The sequence below is a fragment of the Mesorhizobium sp. M0778 genome (assembly GCF_040320105.1).
Taxonomy (GTDB): Bacteria; Pseudomonadota; Alphaproteobacteria; order Rhizobiales; family Rhizobiaceae; genus Mesorhizobium.
Genome location: NZ_JAMYPA010000024.1, coordinates 1 through 19085 on the forward strand (window position 1 = coordinate 1; position 19085 = coordinate 19085).

General features: G+C 62.5%; 16 protein-coding genes and 3 pseudogenes. 9 read left to right on the forward strand and 10 right to left on the reverse strand.

Going from position 1 to position 19085, the window contains the following annotated elements; all coding sequences use genetic code 11:
• The 3 genes and pseudogenes from NKI22_RS25925 to NKI22_RS25935 form a co-directional block, all read left to right on the forward strand.
• A pseudogene (locus NKI22_RS25925) lies at window positions 1-186 on the forward strand (NADP oxidoreductase coenzyme); the annotation flags it as partial.
• Window positions 187-189: 3 nt separating this feature from the next.
• The gene (locus NKI22_RS25930) at window positions 190-693 is read left to right on the forward strand and encodes an SRPBCC domain-containing protein (protein WP_023716503.1); all 504 of its coding nucleotides are present in this window, start codon (window positions 190-192) and stop codon (window positions 691-693) included.
• Between the two features lie 164 nt (window positions 694-857).
• Entirely contained in the window at window positions 858-1670 is an 813-nt protein-coding gene (locus tag NKI22_RS25935) for an SDR family NAD(P)-dependent oxidoreductase (RefSeq protein WP_023716502.1), read from the forward strand.
• Window positions 1671-1776: 106 nt separating this feature from the next.
• Here the strand turns inward: NKI22_RS25935 and NKI22_RS25940 are convergent.
• The 3 genes and pseudogenes from NKI22_RS25940 to NKI22_RS25950 all read right to left on the reverse strand — a co-directional run.
• Window positions 1777-1902: pseudogene (locus tag NKI22_RS25940) on the reverse strand (LysR family transcriptional regulator); the annotation flags it as partial.
• 1141 nt (window positions 1903-3043) lie between these two features.
• Entirely contained in the window at window positions 3044-3556 is a 513-nt protein-coding gene (locus NKI22_RS25945; RefSeq protein ID WP_023716499.1) for an OmpA family protein, read from the reverse strand.
• A 10-nt stretch (window positions 3557-3566) separates the two neighbouring features.
• Entirely contained in the window at window positions 3567-4226 is a 660-nt protein-coding gene (locus NKI22_RS25950) for a L,D-transpeptidase (RefSeq protein WP_352482339.1), read from the reverse strand.
• A 272-nt stretch (window positions 4227-4498) separates the two neighbouring features.
• On the opposite strand from NKI22_RS25950, the gene NKI22_RS25955 reads away from it, so the two are divergent.
• Window positions 4499-5629 (forward strand): aminopeptidase, encoded by a 1131-nt coding sequence (locus NKI22_RS25955; protein WP_352817660.1) that lies wholly within the window; start codon window positions 4499-4501, stop codon window positions 5627-5629.
• A 159-nt stretch (window positions 5630-5788) separates the two neighbouring features.
• On the opposite strand, the gene NKI22_RS25960 is transcribed toward NKI22_RS25955, so the two are convergent.
• Complete coding sequence (locus NKI22_RS25960) at window positions 5789-6022, reverse strand: hypothetical protein (protein WP_023716496.1); 234 nt, start codon at window positions 6020-6022, stop codon at window positions 5789-5791.
• Window positions 6023-6429: 407 nt separating this feature from the next.
• On the opposite strand from NKI22_RS25960, the pseudogene NKI22_RS25965 reads away from it, so the two are divergent.
• Window positions 6430-7002, forward strand: a pseudogene (locus tag NKI22_RS25965) (NADPH-dependent F420 reductase).
• Window positions 7003-7264: 262 nt separating this feature from the next.
• Here NKI22_RS25965 and guaA read toward each other — a convergent pair.
• From guaA to NKI22_RS25985, 4 genes are all read right to left on the reverse strand, one after another.
• Window positions 7265-8827 (reverse strand): glutamine-hydrolyzing GMP synthase, encoded by a 1563-nt coding sequence (gene guaA / locus NKI22_RS25970; RefSeq protein WP_352482341.1) that lies wholly within the window; start codon window positions 8825-8827, stop codon window positions 7265-7267.
• A gap of 86 nt (window positions 8828-8913) precedes the next feature.
• Window positions 8914-9564, reverse strand: coding sequence for a 5'-methylthioadenosine/S-adenosylhomocysteine nucleosidase (locus NKI22_RS25975; protein WP_352817659.1), 651 nt, complete (start codon window positions 9562-9564; stop codon window positions 8914-8916).
• Between the two features lie 27 nt (window positions 9565-9591).
• Window positions 9592-10050: a PaaI family thioesterase gene (locus tag NKI22_RS25980; protein ID WP_292654248.1), complete on the reverse strand. Its 459-nt coding sequence runs from the start codon at window positions 10048-10050 to the stop codon at window positions 9592-9594.
• 145 nt (window positions 10051-10195) lie between these two features.
• Window positions 10196-11485, reverse strand: a complete 1290-nt coding sequence (locus NKI22_RS25985; RefSeq protein WP_352817657.1) for an RsmB/NOP family class I SAM-dependent RNA methyltransferase — start codon at window positions 11483-11485, stop codon at window positions 10196-10198.
• 347 nt (window positions 11486-11832) lie between these two features.
• Here NKI22_RS25985 and NKI22_RS25990 point away from each other — a divergent pair, with 347 nt between their 5' ends.
• The gene (locus NKI22_RS25990; RefSeq protein ID WP_352641539.1) at window positions 11833-12510 is read left to right on the forward strand and encodes an MIP family channel protein; all 678 of its coding nucleotides are present in this window, start codon (window positions 11833-11835) and stop codon (window positions 12508-12510) included.
• A gap of 77 nt (window positions 12511-12587) precedes the next feature.
• Here NKI22_RS25990 and katG read toward each other — a convergent pair whose 3' ends face one another.
• Window positions 12588-14786: a catalase/peroxidase HPI gene (gene katG / locus NKI22_RS25995; RefSeq protein WP_352817656.1), complete on the reverse strand. Its 2199-nt coding sequence runs from the start codon at window positions 14784-14786 to the stop codon at window positions 12588-12590.
• Between the two features lie 148 nt (window positions 14787-14934).
• On the opposite strand from katG, the gene NKI22_RS26000 reads away from it, so the two are divergent.
• The 3 genes from NKI22_RS26000 to NKI22_RS26010 all read left to right on the forward strand — a co-directional run bounded on the left by NKI22_RS26000 (window position 14935) and on the right by NKI22_RS26010 (window position 18203).
• Complete coding sequence (locus NKI22_RS26000; protein WP_352817653.1) at window positions 14935-15843, forward strand: hydrogen peroxide-inducible genes activator; 909 nt, start codon at window positions 14935-14937, stop codon at window positions 15841-15843.
• Between the two features lie 433 nt (window positions 15844-16276).
• Window positions 16277-17464, forward strand: a complete 1188-nt coding sequence (locus tag NKI22_RS26005) for a coiled-coil domain-containing protein (RefSeq protein WP_352817652.1) — start codon at window positions 16277-16279, stop codon at window positions 17462-17464.
• Between the two features lie 34 nt (window positions 17465-17498).
• On the forward strand, window positions 17499-18203 hold the full coding sequence (locus NKI22_RS26010) for a hypothetical protein (protein WP_352817649.1): 705 nt from the start codon (window positions 17499-17501) through the stop codon (window positions 18201-18203).
• A 159-nt stretch (window positions 18204-18362) separates the two neighbouring features.
• Here NKI22_RS26010 and NKI22_RS26015 read toward each other — a convergent pair whose 3' ends face one another.
• On the reverse strand, window positions 18363-18965 hold the full coding sequence (locus NKI22_RS26015; RefSeq protein WP_352939274.1) for a cupin domain-containing protein: 603 nt from the start codon (window positions 18963-18965) through the stop codon (window positions 18363-18365).
• Window positions 18966-19085: the final 120 nt, after the last annotated feature.

Genomic DNA, 19085 nt, shown 5'->3' on the forward strand with positions numbered 1-19085 from the left:
CACCGGGTCGTCTTTCTGTCGAGCGACGACGAGGACGCGACCGCTCCGGTGGCGGCCTTGGCCAAACAACTCGGGTTCGCACCCGTCAAGCTGGGAAAGCTCAACGAGGGTGGCGCGCTGGTGCACGCACGCGGCCGCACTTGGGGCCAGCTCATCTTCCAGGATTTGTTCAAGAAGGAGCAGTAATCGATGTATGATCATGTGATTTGGCCCGAGCGATATGATCCGAAAACGTCGGCCATCTACGCACTCAACGACATTGACGTGAAGGCGCCGGCTGAAGTGGTCTGGAAGCTGCTCGTCGATGCCGAGAATTGGTCGAGCTACTTTCCCGCCGAAGATCAGGTCAAGATCTTGACCGGCAAGCCGGAACTGGCGCTTCAAACCAGATACAGCCGGGTGACGGTTGGCTTTCCGATGAGTCTGGTCGTGACGGAGTGTGAACCCTTCCGCAGGCTCGCGTGGGCGACGACGGTCGATGGCGACGAGACCGGCTCGAGCGCGTACCACGGCTGGGTCATCACTCCTACGGTCGATGGCTGCCATATGCTGACCGAAGAAACGCAGCAGGGCCCTTGGTTCCTTGAGGAACTCGGGCGCAAGCATCCCGGTGCACTCTACCGCTATCACCAGGAATGGGTCGAAAGCCTCGCCCGCGCTGCGGAGGCGGAAGTGGCAAGCAGGGCAAGTTGAATGGGCTTGTCTTGAGGCCTGGCCGGTTGCTTGGGCCGCAACGCTTTCGACCGAACAGTACTGGGCCTGCCTTCGTCCCGAATATTGTCGGTACTCAACAGACGACGGGCGCTTCCAGCCTGGATCGGCGGATGATCACCCACCTACCATTGGAGATAAATGACATGAATATTGAACTCAGGGGCCGCAAGGCGATTGTCACCGGATCCACCGCCGGAATCGGCCGCGCGACGGCGGAGGGGTTTGCCCGTGCCGGTGCATCGGTCGTCGTCAACGGCCGTGGGAATACCCGGGTCGACGAGGCGGTGAGGCAGATGCGGCAGGCCTTTCCCGGAAGCGACATCTCGGGCATCGCCGCCGATCTTGCGACAGCGGAGGGTGCCCAGGCCTTGATCGCGCAGGCGCCGGACGCCGATATCCTTGTGAACAATGTTGGTACGGCTCACATCCGGAGCTACAGTGGCGTCGAGGACATCGCGAAGATCCCCGACGAGGACTGGCTTGGCCTCTTCCAGTTGAACGTAATGAGTGGCGTGCGCGTGACCCGTCATTATCTGCCGCGGATGGTGGCGAAAGGCTGGGGCCGCGTCGTGTTTGTAAGTAGCGAGTCCGCAGTCAACATCCCTAAGGAAATGCTCGACTACGGCATGACCAAGACCGCTCAACTCGCGGTGTCGCGCGGGCTCGCCGAGGCGGTCGCGGGCACGGGTGTCACAATCAACGCCGTCCTGCCGGGACCTACCCGCTCTGAGATCCTGGGCGACTTCATGGCGAAGCAGGCTGACGCAAACGGAATCACGCAGCAGGAGGCCGAACAGGGCTTCTTGAAGGCGATGCGTCCGACCACCCTCATCCAACGCTTCGCGACCACCGATGAGGTGGCCAACATGATCATCTACGCATGCTCGGAGCAGGCTTCGGCGACAACCGGCGCGGCTTTGCGGGTGGATGGCGGCGTGGTCCGCTTCGTCGCGTAGCTGCCGAGACGGTTATGGCGCTAATGGCGCCGACCAGCGGACGGTCGACACCTGCGGCTGAGTTTCCCCTGCCCGGTGTCTTCAGGCCAAATGCTGGCCGTGACCTTCACCTGTTTCTCGACACACCCTGCAACAGGTCGAGGAAGGCGCGCACAGCGGGATTGGCGCGCCGGCTTTCCGGCCAGACCGCCGTGATATTGTGCCGCTCGACCGCATGGTTGGAAAGCACCGGCTCCGAAGCATCGACCAGGATCAGCGGCAGATTATAGTGCTGGCGAAACATCTCCACGAACTGATCGCGCGCTAACTTCTTCGAGCAGCGCGCGACCGAAGATTTGAAGGCCACAAAGTCGCGAAGGTTGAGGTAGGCCCGACGGGGTATGGGCGCCGTTCGAAGAGCGGGGAGACGCCCGACAGAGCGGCAGATCTGTCGGTCGCCTAGAATCTATCGACTGCTATCGATGGCCTAGGATTCGCTCGAGTGTCCTCTGCTATCCGATATTACTCCACAGCACTCCCCTCCGTTCGCGCAGCCAGAGTGGGCGTTTGTGTTCACTCCATCGCTTTCGTTCGCCGACATAGAGCTGCCCGCTTCCGCAGCGTCAGAGCCGATTCTCTACATGTAAAAGCTGTACCTTGGAGCGATCTCCTGCCCGTCTCCGAGGTACTTCAGCACCTGCCCCACCTGTCTTGCCGTCGCAATAGTAATCGGCATTCCGTTGTCGAACTGAGTGTTGTTCCAATTCATCTTGGTCAAAGCCAGGGTCTCGTACGCGATATGCTGCAGTGGTTGACCGAGGACCTGACATCGCAGTATCAGCGGCCGGCACATACATTCCGGGATATGTGCGGAAGAAGTCGACGCTGCCGCGCGTGTAAAGGTGTGGAAATCGACGCCTCAGTTCGACTTTCTTCTGACCGCTTACAATCTTGGTAGCGTACTCTGGCTTGACGCTCAGAACGAAGTCGTGGCGGAAAGGTCAAGGTTGTTCATTCAGTGACGATCGCAAAATTTCCCACGATCGGGCATTATCCTACGCGAAACAAATTGTGAACCGCTGATTGATCCAAATCGGCGACGGAGGTCACCGAGCGATCTGCTTCCGATATTGCGGTTCGCAAGCACGCAGGAAACGCCGAAGCAACAGGCGTCACACTCGCCTGTCTGTAACCCAAAGGCCGTAGTGTGGCAGAGCAATGGCTCTTGGGATCATCACAAAAGAAAGGACGCTTGGCTGCCGCTGTTGCAGTTGTGGGAACAACCGCTTTCAAGTCGAGGCAGAGTTTGGGTTAACGACTGAGATGAGGCGCAAAGCAGCCATGCCGCCGTCGCGTGTGAGACTCTGCTTCGGGTCACAAGCAAAACAGCAGCCCTATGGCTCGTCCCTCACATCGCGCAAATTAGACACAACCCGGCGGTTCTGCGACCTGCAGGCGTTGTCGGGGCACTCGCGGACGAGCCTGTCCTTGCCGTAGCCCTTGGCCCACATGCGGTTGCGGTCTATGCCGCCGGCGGCGAGGTAGTCCATCACCGCATCGGCGCGCTGCTGCGACAGCGCCGTTTCACTTGCGCCGGGATCGTCGGCGAAACCCTGCAGCTTGAGCAGCCAGCGCGGATGCTTTGCTAACCAGGCGATCTGGGTGTCGAGGGTGGCCTTGGCGACAGAATCGAGCGCGGCCGAACCTTGCGTGAAATAGGTGCGGCGGCCGACATTGAGGATAAAATCCTCGTCGCTGCCCGGCTGCACGTTCTGGAAGCCGGCAACCTCGGTGTTGGTGACGTCGGGCGTGGAAGGGGCCAGCGTGTTGCTGGTCGAGCAGGATGCGACCAGCACCAGCAGGCCGGCGGCGAGCAGCCGGCGCGTGTTTTCAATCGTGCGGTTCATGAGGCGCCAATCATTCGACAGTGGTGGAAGCGGGCGCCTGGTCGGCGATGTGCGGCAGGACCTGCACCGCGGTGCCGATCGGGCAGCGCTGGTAGAGGTCGATGATGTCTTCCGGGAACATACGGATGCAGCCGCTGGAAGCGTCGGTGCCGATGCTCCATGGCTCCAGCGTGCCATGCAGGCGGTAGCCGGTGTCGGCGCCGTCGCGGTGCAAATAGAGCGCGCGCGGCCCGAGCGGATTGTTGGACGCGCCGCCTGCGACCATGGGTGGTAGGTCCGGCTTGCGCTTACGCATTTCGGGGGGCGGGACCCATTGCGGCCACAGCGCGCGGCGGTCGATCGTCGCGCGGCCGTACCATTTGAAGCCGTCCTTGCCGACGCCGACGCCGTAGCGGATGGCGGTCTTGTTTTCCATGATGACGTAGAGGAAGTGGTGGCGGGTATCGACCACGACGGTGCCGACCGGCTCGCTGCTGAAATACTTGACGATCTGGCGATGCCATCTCTTGTCGATCTTGGCGAAGTTGGTCTTGCGATAGACAAAATTGTTGTCGCTGGCGGTACCGGCGAAAAAGGATTTTGCCGCCGCGGCTTGAGCAATATTGCTGGTTGCACCCACCGCGACCAGCGCCAGGCCACCGAGCACGACACCCCTGCGTGATAAAACCATCGGCAATATTCCCCCATGCCTAAAGCCTGGCGGACCATAGTTGAGAATTATTTCGCCTCAAAGTGGAAAATGCTGCGTTGCTTAAGTCGGCCGTGTCCGGACATTCGGCAATTTGGCGGCGAGTGACCGAATTGTGACTATCTTGCCGAGGACGAACGTCTAACCTAAACCCCCTCCAGGACCTTACCAAATTGGCGCGACTGTTTGGGACCGGGCGTAGTTGCGACATTTGCCCTATCCGGAAGTGTGAGCGATGCCGTGGGCAAACCGTGATGCATGTATTTTTTCGTTCGGTTGCTGCGATGATCGTGATGTCCGGCGTGGCAGGTTGCACCAGCATTTCCTACTACGCACAATCCTTGAAGGGTCACGCGGAGATCATGGCGGCGCGCCAGGATGTCGGAGAGCTGATCGACGATCCTTCGATCCCTCGGGCATTGCGCGCTCGAATGGCATCGGCGAGCGCCATCCGACAGTTTGCTACAGATGAAATGGCGCTACCCGACAACAACAGCTACCGCAGCTATGTTGACGTTGGTCGAGACGCGGTGACATGGGCCATCTTTGCCGCGCCGGAATTCTCGCTGACGCCACGAACATGGTGCTTTCCGGTTTTCGGATGCGTACCGTACCGAGGGTACTTCTCCAAAAGGTCTGCGATTGAAACCGCTGTCGAACTTCAGAGACAGGGCCTGGACATCTATGTGACGGGCATCACTGCATATTCCACGCTCGGCTGGTCAAGTGACCCGCTGCTAAGCACCATGCTCAGCCAAGATGAAACGTATCTTGCAGGGCTGGTATTCCACGAACTCGCTCACCAGCGCGTCTACGTGCATGACGATTCCTCGTTCAACGAGGCGTTCGCTGTCGCTGTCGAAACAACCGGTGTGAGAAAATGGCTGCGCGCGACCGGCGATACTGCCGGATTGCGCCGTTACGAAGCCGACCGGAGGCGCAGAGCTGAGTTTCTTGTGCTGGTGTCGCAGACCCGGGACGAGCTAAGGCATGTCTATGACGACGATGTTACTTCTGAGCAGAAGCGGGCCGCGAAGAAGGCCGCGATCGAACGGCTGAGGACGCGATACCGACAGATGCGCGACAGGCGCTGGGGTGGATACCGTGGATATGACGCCTGGTTCGATGCTCCGATCAACAACGCAAAGCTCGCCGCGACTTCCGTCTACAGCGATCGGGTGACTGCGTTTCTCCGCTTATTCGATTTGTGTTCGGGCGACTATCCACGGTTCTTCGCGTCGGTTCGACGGATAGGAGCGTTAGACAAATCTGACCGCGCCGAAGCGCTCGAGGCGGCAGATACATGCGATTGGGCCGGTCAAATCCGAAGGCCAGAAGCGGCGAATCGGTCGCTGATGTACTCGGCAGCCAGCGCAGGTGATTGAATTGACCATTTGTCGGCCGATTTCCTAGGTACTTTGACGTCGGCGGGGCCAGAAGACGCATGTCGGCCTACAGAAGCCAAAAGCGGACTTGCCTGAACTCCCCGAGGGGTCCTGGACCACAATGATTGCCGGCGGGCTGTGGCGCCTCAGTGTGCGCCCCTACGAGGCCGAAAACCTCACGCTCACGCCGCGCTGCCGAAAATAAGCCTGCATCAGCTTGCGGCCCGAACGGTTGTTCTGTGCCAGCCTTGCCGGATCAAACACCGCCTGTTCTATCCCCTCTCGCGTCAGCGCTGCTTTGAGCGCCGCGATATGTGCGTCGATGTCGGCATTGTTCGCCCGGAGCGATGCATAGATGCTGTCGGTCGCCTCGGCCACGGTCGGCTCGCTCACGGGTGTACTCCTTTGGCTATTCGGGCGGCGGCTTAGCACAGATCAGCGGCTTCGCCGATACCGATAAGACGGCTAGATGGGCGGCAACAGTGTTCCTTGGGGTCGGTTGTGAGTCATAGGTTCCGCCTGAGTCGGAGATCGCAAGCCATGTCGACATGAACGAGTGAGGAGGATTGGACGCACACGTTCGAGTATCCGGGCTTGCCTGCCGCGCGGCTGACCGTCCGGCCGCGCGGAAGTCGTTCACGGCAGGACGTCTACGCGTCAATTCAGGAATTCGAACCGATGACGCGCATCGCTTGGGGTGGCAGTCCGAAGATCTCGCGAAGGTCGCCATGCAGCGAAACGGATAACCCAGCGCCGTTGAGGGCCGGGGAATCAAGACCAACACGGATCGGAGAAGTATTATGAGCTATGCGATTGTAGGATTCGGTGCGGTAGGCCAGGCCCTCGCCCACGCCTTCGCCCGTAAAAACATCGACGTGACCGTCGCGAGCCGCCGGCCACCCGAGGCGCTGGCGCCATAGGCTCGGGCGATTGGACCCACGGTCGTCGCCAAGTCGCTGCGGGATGCACTCGAGGCCGACACAATCATCTTGGCGGTCCCGTTCGGGGAGCATCGCGAGGTTGCGAAGGTCCTGCCGAGTTGGAAAGGCAAGACGGTCATCGACGCGATGAACGCGTTTCCAGTCCCTGAAGAGCTGGACGGTCTCCCGTCCTCCGCCTTCGTCGCGAAGGCGTTCACCGGCGCCAAGCTCGTGAAAGGGTTCAATCACCTGGTCGTCGAGGGCGGCCACCGGGTCGTCTTTCTGTCGAGCGACGACGAGGACGCGACCGCTCCGGTGGCGGCCTTGGCCAAACAACTCGGGTTCGCACCCGTCAAGCTGGGAAAGCTCAGCGAGGGTGGCGCGCTGGTTCACGCACGCGGCCGCACGTGGGGCCAGCTCATCTTCCAGGACCTGTTCAAGAAGGAGCAGTAATCGATCTACGACCGTGTGGTCGACGCCGAGAACTGGTCGCGCGCTAACTTCTTCGAGCAGCGCGCGACCGAATATTTGAAGGCCACAAAGTCGCGAAGGTTGGGGTGGGCCCGACGGGGTATGGGCGCCGTTCGAAGAGCGGGGAGACGCCCGACACAGCGGCAGATCTGCCGGTCGCCTAGAACCTATCGGCTGCTATCGATGGCCTAGGATTCGCTCGAGTGTCCTCTGCTATCCGATACTACTCCACCGCACTCCCTCCTCACTCCCACTCGATCGTGCCTGGCGGTTTGCTCGTCACGTCGTAGACGACGCGGTTAATGCCGCGCACCTCGTTGATGATGCGGGTGGCGGCGGCGCCCAGGAATGCCATGTCGTAGTGGTAGAAATCCGCAGTCATGCCATCTACCGAGGTGACGGCGCGCAGCGCGCAGACGAATTCGTAGGTGCGGCCGTCACCCATCACGCCGACGGTCTGCACCGGCAGCAGCACGGCGAAGGCCTGCCAGATGGCGTCGTAGAGGCCGGCCTTGCGGATCTCATCCAGATAGATGGCATCGGCCTCACGCAGGATCTCCAGCTTTTCGCGGGTGATGCCGCCCGGGCAGCGGATGGCGAGACCGGGGCCGGGGAACGGATGCCGGCCGATGAAGCTGTCGGGCAGGCCGAGCTCCTTGCCGAGCGCCCTCACCTCGTCCTTGAACAATTCGCGCAGCGGCTCGACCAGCTGCATGTTCATGCGCGCGGGTAGGCCTCCGACATTGTGGTGCGACTTGATCGTCACCGACGGTCCGCCGGTGAAAGAGACGCTTTCGATGACGTCGGGATAGAGCGTGCCTTGCGCCAGGAAATCGGCGCCGCCGAGCTTCTCGGCCTCCTCCTCGAACACTTCAATGAACAGCCGGCCGATGGTCTTGCGCTTCTTCTCCGGATCCGACTCGCCCTCGAGCGCGCCGATAAAACGGTCCGAAGCATCGACCAGGATCAGCGGCAGATTGTAGTGCTGGCGAAACATCTCCACCACGCCGGCCGCCTCGTCCTTGCGCATCAGCCCGTGGTCGACGAGGATGCAGGTCAGCTGATCGCCGACCGCCTCGTGGATCAGCAGGGCCGCGACCGAGGAATCGACGCCGCCCGAAAGCGCGCAGATCACCTTGCCCTTGCCGACCTGCTTGCGGATCGTCTCGACCGCGTGCTCACGGTAGGCCCGCATCGTCCAGTCGCCTTCGATGCCGGCGATGTTGTGGACGAAGTTTTGGAGCAGCCTGGCGCCGTCCGGCGTGTGCACCACTTCGGGGTGGAACATGAGGCCGTACATCTTGCGCTCAACATTGCCGAAGATGGCGAAGGGCGAGCCCTCCGATTTTCCGAGCACCTCGAATCCCTTCGGCAGGGAGATGACACGGTCGCCATGGCTCATCCACACCTGGTGGCGCTGGCCGGGCGCCCACAGGCCCTCGAACAACGGGCTGTCCTTGGCGATCTCGACGAAGGCGCGGCCGAACTCGCGATGGTCGGAGCTTTCGGCGACGCCGCCCATCTGCACGCACATCGCCATCTGGCCATAGCAGATGCCGAGCACCGGCACGCCGGCGTCGAAGACGATCTGTGGCGCGCGCGGACTGCCGATGTCGCTGGTCGAGGCCGGACCGCCGGACAGGATCACCGCCTTTGGATTGATGCGCTTGAACGCCGCCTCAGCCGACTGGAAGGGCACGATCTCGGAAAAGACGCCGGCCTCGCGAATGCGGCGGGCAATCAGCTGAGTGAACTGGCTGCCGAAATCGACAATCAGGACGGTGTCGGGATGATTGGCTGTTTTCATGGCGAGCGTTTAAAGAAAGAAACGAGTCGGCGCAATGGGTTGCGGGGCGTCTCTCTCACTCCGAATCCGCATCTTCATGGGACAGGTCAAAACTGCAGCGTGTCAGACGCGATCGCCTGTTCCAGCAGTTGCACCGCCGCGGCCAGCTTCTCGTCGATGACATGCAGGTATTCCGTCCAGTCGCCGACGTGTCTTAGATCGGCCGCCCCGTCGGAAATGCCGCGCAGGCCGATAAGCGGCACGTCGAACAGCTGACAGGCGCGCAGGCAGGCGAAGGTCTCCATGTCGACCATATCGGCCGCGATCGCCTCGTAGGTGGCGCCGGAGACGATTGCCGCGCCGGTGGACAGCGTCGCCGGCCTGATGCCTGGTATCCTGAACGGCAGGGGCACGCTCACCGGCAGGTCGAGAAACGGCGTGGCGCCCTTCTCGAATCCCAAGGGCGAGGCGTCCATGTCGCGGTAGCCAACCGAAACGGTCTGGTAGATTTCCGTTTGCTCAAGCGTCCGGCTGCCCGCCGACCCGAGCGACACGACGAGATCCGGCAGCGCCTTCCCGGCGTGCAGCCGGGACAGTTCGGCGCTGAGCCCGACACCGGCCTCGACCGGCCCGACGCCGGTCAGCAGCGGCGTGAACAGCCGCTGCAAGTGTGGGCCGTATTCGGCCTCGGCCGCCATGACGAAGAGAACGGACTTGCCGGAGATCAGGGTGAGCTCACCAGGTGTCTTGCCGGCCATGATCGTCCATCCTCCCCTGCCCGTTCCTCAGCCCTCGATACCGTCGCGGCCGAGCACCGTCATCATCGTTCCGGTCATTGTGGCGATCAGCTTGGCCTCGCCGTCGGTGGCGAAGGCATAGGCCTGGCCATCGGCGACGATGATGGTGCGGCCGGGCTTGGTCACCGAGCCGCGGAACAGAAAACGCTCGCCCCGGCCGGGCGCCAGCAGATTGACCTTGAACTCGATGGTCAGCACGCCGGAATTTTCCGGCATCAGCGAGAATGCCGCATAGCCGCAGGCCGAATCGAGAGCCGTCGAAATGACGCCGGCATGAAGAAAGCCGTGTTGCTGGGTCAGTGCCGCCGAATAGGGCATTTCGATCTCGATGATGCCGGGCGTCACCAGCGTCAGCTCGGCGCCAATGGTCATCATCGCGTTCTGGCGCGCGAAGGACGTCCTGACGCGGTCCTCATAATCGGGAGCAGGAACGATCTTTGCTGCCATGGCCGTCGCCCTTCGTTTCTCGACAAATCTTATTGCAGAAGCATTTATCGCAGAGGGGTGGGCGGCAGGCAATCGCAAATGCTGCACTGCAGCAATTGGCTAAACCTGCTGATAAGAGGCGAGATCGGCGACATCCGGCAACCGTTCAGCCGGCCCGCCGCAGCGCGCAGAAATAAAAGCCGTCGGTGCCGCTCAGCAACGGCGACAGCGAAATGCCGCCCGCAGCGCCAATACGCACTGCCGCCTCGTGGCCCTCAAAACGGCTGTCCCAAAGCTGGCGGTGATCGACCGGGACAAAGCCGGGATGGCGGTCCCGGAAGGCCGAAACCTGGTCGCCGTTTTCCTCGTCGAACACCGAACAGGTGATGTAGACCAGCAGACCGCCGGGTTTGACGAAGTCCCTGGCGGCATCGAGTATCATCTCCTGCTCGCCCTTGCGGGCGTCGAGCTGCCTCTGCGTCAGCCGCCATTTGGCATCCGGCCGGCGCCGCCAGGTGCCGCTACCGGTGCAAGGCGCATCGATCAGCACGATATCCATATGCTTGCCGAGCGGCGCGAGCTCGGCCGGCTTGGTGACGATCTGCACATTACGGTTTTCCGAGCGGCGGATGCGGTCGAAGATCGGTGCCAACCTTGCCTTTTCGGCGTCGTGGGCGAAGATCTGGCCGCGATTGTCCATCGCCGCAGACAGCGCCAGCGTCTTGCCGCCGGCGCCGGCGCAAAAGTCGAGCACCTGCATGCCAGGCTCGGCGCCGGCCAGTTCGGCTGCAATCTGCGAACCTTCGTCCTGAACCTCGAACCAGCCTTTCTGGAAGGCCGGTTCGGCCTGCACGTTCGGGTGCCTGCCGTCGCCGTCGATCGGCGGGATGCGGATGCCGTGCGGCGCGATCCGCGCAGGCTTGGCGCCGGTCTCCGCCAATTCCGCCAGCACCTTGCCACGATCGGCCTTGAGCGTGTTGACCCTGAGGTCGAGCGGCGGGCGAGTGCCAAGCGCGGCACCCTCTTCCACCCAGGCCGTGCCGAACGCCCGCTCGAACAGCGGCATGCACCAGTCGGGGATGTCTGCCCTGACAGCCGGCGGCGCATCGGCAAGCCGGCGAGCTGCAAGCGTTGTCAGTTCGTCGGCGTTCAGCAGCGGCGGCGCGAACTTGTCGCCCTCGAGCGCCTCGTTCAGCGACTGCGCCGTCTGGCCCCATTCGAGCAGCAGCGCGCCGAAGCCGATGGCGCGCGGCGTGTCTTCGCCCAACAGCCAGCCGGCCGAGCGCTTGCGGCGCAGCGCGTCATAGACGATGTTGCCGATCGCGGCGCGGTCGCCGCCACCGGCGAAGCGGTGCGACAGGCCCCAGTCCTTCAGCGCATCGGCCACCGGCCGGTGGCGCCGGCCAATGTCGTCAAGCACTTCGATGGCTGCCGCCAGCCGCCCGCCCAGTCTCATTGTCGTCTTCCATTACTCAGCAAAATAAAATCCGGCCCTGCTCTTAGAGCTTTTCGTGTCCTGATTGAAACAGTCTGTTTCCCCGACGGCGAGACAATCCATGCAAGGCGGGTGACGAATGTGGGTTGGTGCATCGCGAGCCGCCGCCACCAAGCGGGCGTCGGCATGCGGGACCAAATAATTCGATCAATATATTATAAGCCTCTAATGTTCTTGTCTGGCGAGCACAAGCACGCCGGCAGGTGCAACTGCGCTGCTTTGCAACTTTTGCGGTTGCGAATACGCTTTGCGCGGTGATTCGCGTCGCAGAAAAAAGCGGAGCCGCGGGTCGATACGAGGAGAGGGCAATGAAAACTTATCTGGCGGAAGTTCTAGGCACGTTTCTATTGGTGTTCATCGGCACGGCTTCGGTGGTGACGGGCGGCTTCGGCGGCGCGCTGCCGCTTGGCCAGGAAGGTATCGGTCTGGCATTCGGCATCGGCCTGATCGCGGCGGCCTATGCGATCGGCCCGATCTCGGGCGCGCATCTCAATCCGGCGGTGACGCTCGGCGTGTTCCTTGCCGGGCGGATGCCGGCCAGGGACGTCATTCCCTACTGGATCGCGCAGATCATCGGTGCCATCATCGCATCGCTGGCACTGTGGATCATCGTCTCCGGACAGGTCGGCGGCCACACCGGCGGCTTCGGCGCCAATGGCTGGGACGTGACGAAATGGGGCGTCAGCTCGGCCTTCCTGTGGGAGCTGATCGGCACCTTCACCTTCGTCACGGTGATCCTCGGCGTCACCAACGCCAAGCACACCACGGCGTTCGCCGGCCTCGTAATCGGCCTGACGCTGGCCGGCCTGCATTTCGCCATCATCCCGGTGACCGGCACATCGCTCAACCCGGCCCGTTCGATCGGACCGGCGCTGTTTTCGGGAACTGCGGCGATCGGCCAGCTGTGGCTGTTCATCGTCGCGCCGCTGATCGGCGGCGCCATTGCCGGCGTGGTTGCCAAGGCCGGTATCTTCGAGAAGGACTGACTTTTCGGAGGCCCAACGAAAAGGCGCGGGTCGAGGCCCGCGCCTTTTTTGTTGCGTCGAGAACTTCGTGTGCTGGATCAGGCCGCGAGGTCAAAACGGTCGGCGTTCATCACCTTGGTCCAGGCCGCGGCGAAATCCCTGACGAACTTCTGCCCGGCGTCGGCCGAGCCGTAAACCTCGGCAAGTGCACGCAACTGCGCGTGCGAGCCGAAGATCAGGTCGGCGCGGGTGCCGGTCCACTTGACCGCCTTGGTCTTGCGGTCGCGCGCTTGGTAGACTTCATCGGAGCCGGCGGCCGGATCCCAGACCGTATTCATGCTGAGCAGGTTGACGAAGAAATCATTGGTCAACGTGCCCGGCCTGTCGGTGAACACCCCGTGCTTCGACTGGCCGGTGTTGGCGCCGAGCACCCGCAGCCCGCCGACGAGCACAGTCATCTCCGGCGCCGTCAAGGTCAGCAGCTGCGCCCGGTCGACCAGCATCGCTTCGACCGACATCGGCGGCTTGCCCCTGACGTAGTTGCGGAAGCCATCGACTTTCGGCTCGAGCGCGGCGAAGGACTGGACGTCGGTCTGTTCCTGCGAGGCGTCCATGCGGCCTGGCGTGAACGGCACCTTGACGTCATGGCCGCCGTCCTTGGCCGCCTTCTCGACCGCGGCGACGCCGCCGAGAACGATGAGGTCGGCAAGCGAGACTTTCTTGTCGCCGGACTGCCCGGCGTTAAACTCGCTCTGGATGCCTTCGAGCTTTTCGAGCACGTTGGCCAGCTGCGCCGGCTGGTTGACCTCCCAGTCCTTCTGCGGCGCCAGGCGGATGCGGGCGCCGTTGGCGCCGCCGCGCTTGTCGGAGCCGCGGAAAGTCGAGGCCGAGGCCCAGGCGGTCGAGACCAACTCGGACACGGACAGGCCGGAGGCCAGGATCTTCGCCTTCAGCGAGGCGATATCCTGTTCGCCGACCAGTTCGTGGTCGACTGCCGGTATCGGATCCTGCCAGATCAGCTCTTCCTTCGGCACGAGCGGGCCGAGATAGCGGACGACGGGACCCATGTCGCGATGGGTCAGCTTGAACCAGGCGCGCGCGAAGGCATCGGCGAACTGATCCGGATTCTGGTGGAACCGCCGCGAGATCTTCTCGTAGGCCGGGTCGACGCGTAGCGCGAGGTCGGTGGTCAGCATCGCCGGGGCGCGGCGCTTCGAGGCATCGTGCGCATCCGGCACGGTGCCTGCACCGGCGCCGCCCTTCGGTGTCCACTGATGGGCGCCGGCCGGGCTCTTGGTCAGTTCCCATTCATAGTTGAACAGATTGTCGAAGAAGTTGTTGCTCCATTTGGTCGGCGTCGTGGTCCACGTCACCTCGAGGCCCGAGGTGATGGCATCGCCGGCAATGCCGGTGGCATGCTTGCTCGACCACCCGAGGCCCTGCGCTTCGATGCCTGCGCCTTCCGGCTCCGCCCCGACCAGCGACGCATCGCCGGCGCCGTGGGTCTTGCCGAAGGTGTGACCGCCGGCGATGAGCGCCACGGTTTCCTCATCGTTCATGGCCATGCGGGCGAAGGTTTCGCGGATGTCGCGTGCCGAGGCCAATGGATCGGGCGTGCCGTTCGGCCCTTCCGGGTTGACGTAGATCAGGCCCATCTGCACGGCGCCGAGATGGCCGTGAAGTTCGCGGTCGCCGGAATAGCGCTCGTCGTCGAGCCACTTGGTTTCCGACCCCCAGTCCACGTCCTGCTCGGGCTCCCAGACATCGGCGCGCCCGCCGGCAAAGCCGAAGGTCTTGAAGCCCATCGATTCCAGCGCGACGTTGCCGGTGAGGATCAACAGGTCGGCCCAGGAGATCTTCCTGCCGTATTTCTGCTTTATCGGCCACAGCAGCCGGCGCGCCTTGTCGAGATTGGCGTTGTCCGGCCAACTGTTGAGCGGCGCGAAACGCTGCTGGCCGGCGCCGGCGCCGCCACGTCCGTCGCCGATGCGATAGGTGCCGGCGCTGTGCCAGGCCATGCGGATGAAGAGCGGGCCGTAATGGCCGAAATCGGCCGGCCACCAATCCTGCGAATCGATCATCACCTGATGCAGATCCCTGATCACTGCATCGAGATCGAGGCTCTTGAATTCCGTGGCGTAGTCGAAGTCCTCGTCCATCGGGTCCGAGAGGCTGGACTGCTGGTGGAGGACGGCAAGGTCAAGCTGGTTCGGCCACCAGTCACGATTGCTCCTCCTGGCCGACCCATGTGGGACCGGGCATTTGCCGGCGCTGTTGTCGTCGGTTTTCGCGTCCATCTTTGCCTCCGATTTTGTTGATTTTCCGGGATTTTGTTGATTTTCCGGGCAGGGCCAGCGGCCACGCCATTCTGGAATGGTTCCAGATTAGCCTGCCCAGCCGATAAAGACAAATTGCCTTTGCTGTTTATTCTGATAGGTTTTCCTTATGATTGGCTTGACCGTCCGGCAGATGCATTATTTCGAAGCGCTGGCGCAAACGCTGCATTTCGGCCGCGCCGCCAAACTCGCCGGCGTCAGCCAGCCGGCGCTTTCTTCGCAGATCGCCGAGATGGAGCTGCGGCTCAATTGCCGGTTGTTCGAGCGCGGCGGCAAATCGGTGCGGATGACCGACGAGGCGCAGGCCCTGCTGCCGCGCATCGAGCGCATTCTTGCCGACGTCCGCGACGTCGAGGCGACGGCCCGGCGCGGCCGCCCGGCGCTAGAGGGCCGCTTCCGGCTCGGCATCATCCCGACGGTGGCGCCCTATCTCTTGCCGCATGTGCTGCCGAAGCTGAAACGGCATTTCCCGGCATTGCAGCTCGAATTGCGCGAGGCGGTGACCGCCTCTCTGGTCGAGGACACGGCTTCGGGAAAGCTCGACGCCTTCGTCGCGGCGCTGCCTCTCGATTACCCAGGCCTGGTCACCGAGGCGCTGTTCTCCGACCGGTTCTTCCTGGCCGTGCCGGCCGGCGATCCCGCCTTCGCCTCACCGCCGGTGGCGCCGGAAAGCCCGGCGCTGGAGCGGCTGATGCTGCTGGAGGAAGGCCACTGCCTGCGCGAACAGGCGCTCGCCGTCTGCGGCAGCGTGCGGCCGGTGGCAATGGCAAGCTACGGCGCGACCAGCCTGACGACGCTGCTGCAAATGGTGGCGCACGGGCTCGGCGTCACGCTCATCCCGGAAATGGCGGCAGGACCGGCCAGCACTATCCCCGATCTGAAGATCGTGCCGTTCCAGGAACCGATGCCGCAACGCACGATCTGCCTCGCCTGGCGGCGCAACAAGGTCCGCCACGACGAATGCGTCGAACTGGCCAAGATCATCCGCGGGCTGGATGCGGCGGTGCTGGCGGCTTGAGCGGCGGGGGGTGTCGGTCAATGGTCTGGTTTAGGCCGAAGCGGACCGCAAGCCCCTTCTAAAGGAACGACTTCAACCTTTTTAGTCTGGTGTTGACCCGAAGTCGACCTTCGCACCTGAATGGCTGCTTTGCGCCGCATCACACAGCCGTTGGGTAGGGAAGATGGTCATCCCGAAAGCCGAAAGTCCCGTTTGTTCGAATGATGACAACTAAGGAAATAGGAAACAGCCTTTGCGCGCAATTCCGTGCTTTGGCGGTGCCGAGGGTGCTTGACTAGCACTGATCTTTTTGGTGCGGCATCCGCGGCGTGCAGTAAGTGGAGAATACAATAGCGGTGAGGGCCGCGATCGGTGAGGTTCAGTGATGAATCATGCGCAGAGTACCAGGTCAAAATGTCTCCGCTGTGACTTCACCTTTATTAAACGACGGTCCTTGATTTTACTTCACGAGATACGCGGCAGGGGGTGCAACGCCATACCATCCCTCATTCCGTTATGCCTCGTTCTGCTGTTGGCATCTCCGGCAAATGGTCAGTTGGCGCCCGAAGCGTCAGCGGTTGCCACAGCTAACGACAGCTCGTCGGTCGTGGTTTCCGAACACACCGAGGTCGGCAAAGAACCCGGCAAGCCACAACCGAGCGCGCTCGGATCCCCTATATCTAGAGAGCTGGTGGTCAGCGGAACACAGGCACTCAAAACACGGGCACTCAAGGAGGGCGCGCAAACGCCGCTCGGCGAGCATGAGGAGGCTTTACGCCGCGAATTGGCCGCGGCACGAGTGGAGCTAGAGGTTATGCAGCGCGGCGCACGTGAGCTAAGCGCCCAGGCACACGTGCTGGCAGACACGGTGGCTCAGCAAGCACAAGCCCTAAATGAGCAGCAGCGAACAGACGAAGCGCTCGCGCTCGATCTGGAGGCCGCGCAGCGCGTTATCGAAAGCTACAGGGCCGAAGCCAGTCTCTGGAACAGCGAGAAGGCTGCCGCGCTTGGAGCGCACCCCTCTATGGAAGCCTCCCAGCTTGCTGCGAAGCGAACGCTTGATGACGAGCGGCACAAGGTTGAGCTCTTGGAACAAGAACTTACCACGGCTCGCCAAACTATCGATGCTCTTAAGAAAGGCGCAAATCTGGCAACCGTCGAGCAGGCCAACGCCATAAGGGACCGACAGGTGGCCGAGGCCGCGCTAAAGCAGGCTCGAGAAACACTCGAACGGGGACGCGAACGAGCAGATTCAGCTGTACGTGACCTCGATATTGTTCGCCGGGAACGCGATGTTTTAAAGCAGAACTCGGTAGATTTGAGTGCCGCGCTGGACCAGGAGCGTGAAAAGGCTATCGGTCTAGCCCGCAGCCTCAGTACCGCGCGCGAGGCAATTGATATTGTCAAGGGTAAGCGTCGCACTGCGGCTGTGGAGCGCGCGCCGAAAGCACGTACCCCCGCGAGTGCACTTGCAAGTAGGTTATCGCGTTCGGGCGCCCAACCAGCCCGTAAACCGGACTTGCCGAAAAAACAGAAAGTGAAGGTCCAAAAGTCGCCGCAAACTGCTCTGCTGGCAACCATACCTCTTCCCGCAGCATTGCTTCCAACACGGCCATCCAAAAACGGCGAGCCGCGCCAGTGAAGACTAGGGAGCGAAAGCCGCAGGGGAGATGACAATGAAGAAGTATGTCGCAGCCGCGTTGACGATCGGGATCACAATTGGGCCTGCCTCCGCTCTTGAAGCAGGTGTGGGCGGTAGGGCCGGCGGTGTCGGGGTCAGTGCTGGAGTGAGCGCCGGTTCGCAAGGCGTATCTGTGGGGGCGGGCACGAGCGTCGACGGCGTAGGCGGAGCAAATGTTGGAGCTTCGGTCGGTGCAGATGACGGATCAGTCGACGCAGGCGTTAGTGCCAGCGGCAACGTTGGTGATACAAGCACAAGTGCCAGTGTGGGCGACGATCCGTCCGCCGAAAACGAAGCGGCTACCGCACCCGACAGTTCGACTGCAGCGACAGCCCCTGCCTCTGCCAAAACCGCCAGGCAATCCATCGTCCTGCCACCCGTCCTCAGGCCTTCCAAAGCCGGTGGGGGTGATTCCACCAAGGGGTATCCCTTTGGATCTCTGGGACCACTGACAGCGAAACCCGGTACGCCGGTTGCGGTGGTGCGAGCCTGCCGCGCGGCGATCATAACCGCTGCGACGCCGCTTGGCGCCGTCCGTGTCCACACGGTAAGCGCAGGCGCCTTGCGTCAACTTCGGGGTGCACTCACGGCGCCGATCGAGGTGCGAATAGACTACGCAAGAAAGGGTGGCATCGAAGTCCGGCAGGCGCAAGTCGATTGTCGCCTCGATGCGTCGGGAAGGGTCACTGCAATAACATAGCACCAAGCCTGATTGCCAGCCCTGCCGCACGCCGACAGCGGCACGATCCGCTTCGCCATCTACAAGGCGGCCTTCTTCGTCGGTGGCGCCGTAGGTGTTGGTCAAAGGTTCGGTTTGTGCCACGAAGCCAACCCGCAAGCCCCTTCGAAAAGAACGGCTTCAGTCCCTTTCCCAGGCGGCGAGCAACGGGCCTTTGTTTCCATAGACAGGGTCCTTGCGCGGCCGGCCAACCTTGGGGATCGTTACGACCGCCTTGGCATGGTAGGCGGCAGTCGTGCACAGGTCATAGGTGCCGGATTGAGGATAGGCGCCGACGACTAGAAAATCGTCGGATGCGGAAAGACGCTGGTGCCCGGTGCCGGCCGGAAGCACCGCGACGTCGCCGGCCTTCAGCGACAGCGTTCGTCCCTTGCTGCCGCCAAACCGGACTTTCGCCGTGCCGCGCGCGACGCCCAGCACCTCGTGTATCCGCGAATGGTAATGAACATAGTCATAGATGCCGTTGCGCCAGCTATCGCCCCAGCCATTAGCTTCGAAAAGCGCCTCCATGACGGCCGCCGGATCGAATTCCTCGGGCAGCTTCACCGCGCCGCGATAGACGACAAGCGGCCAGGACGGATGGTTGGGCACCAGGCCATCGCCCGTGAAGCGAAACTCGTTCGGTTTGCGCGGCCTCAGGAGATCGGCGACCTCTCGCCTACCCGGCCTGGCGATGCCGGTGACCTGCTCGACGGCTTTCTTCGTGGTTTGCAGGATGCTCATGGTGTGGCCCTTGGGTGGTTTGGAGCTCCATGCCGGTTAATCGGCTGCGTGGCGGTTGGTTCCGCTAGGGTTAGAGTTCCGCGATCTGCACCATGGCGGCTCCGCAACAAGGTCCGGCAA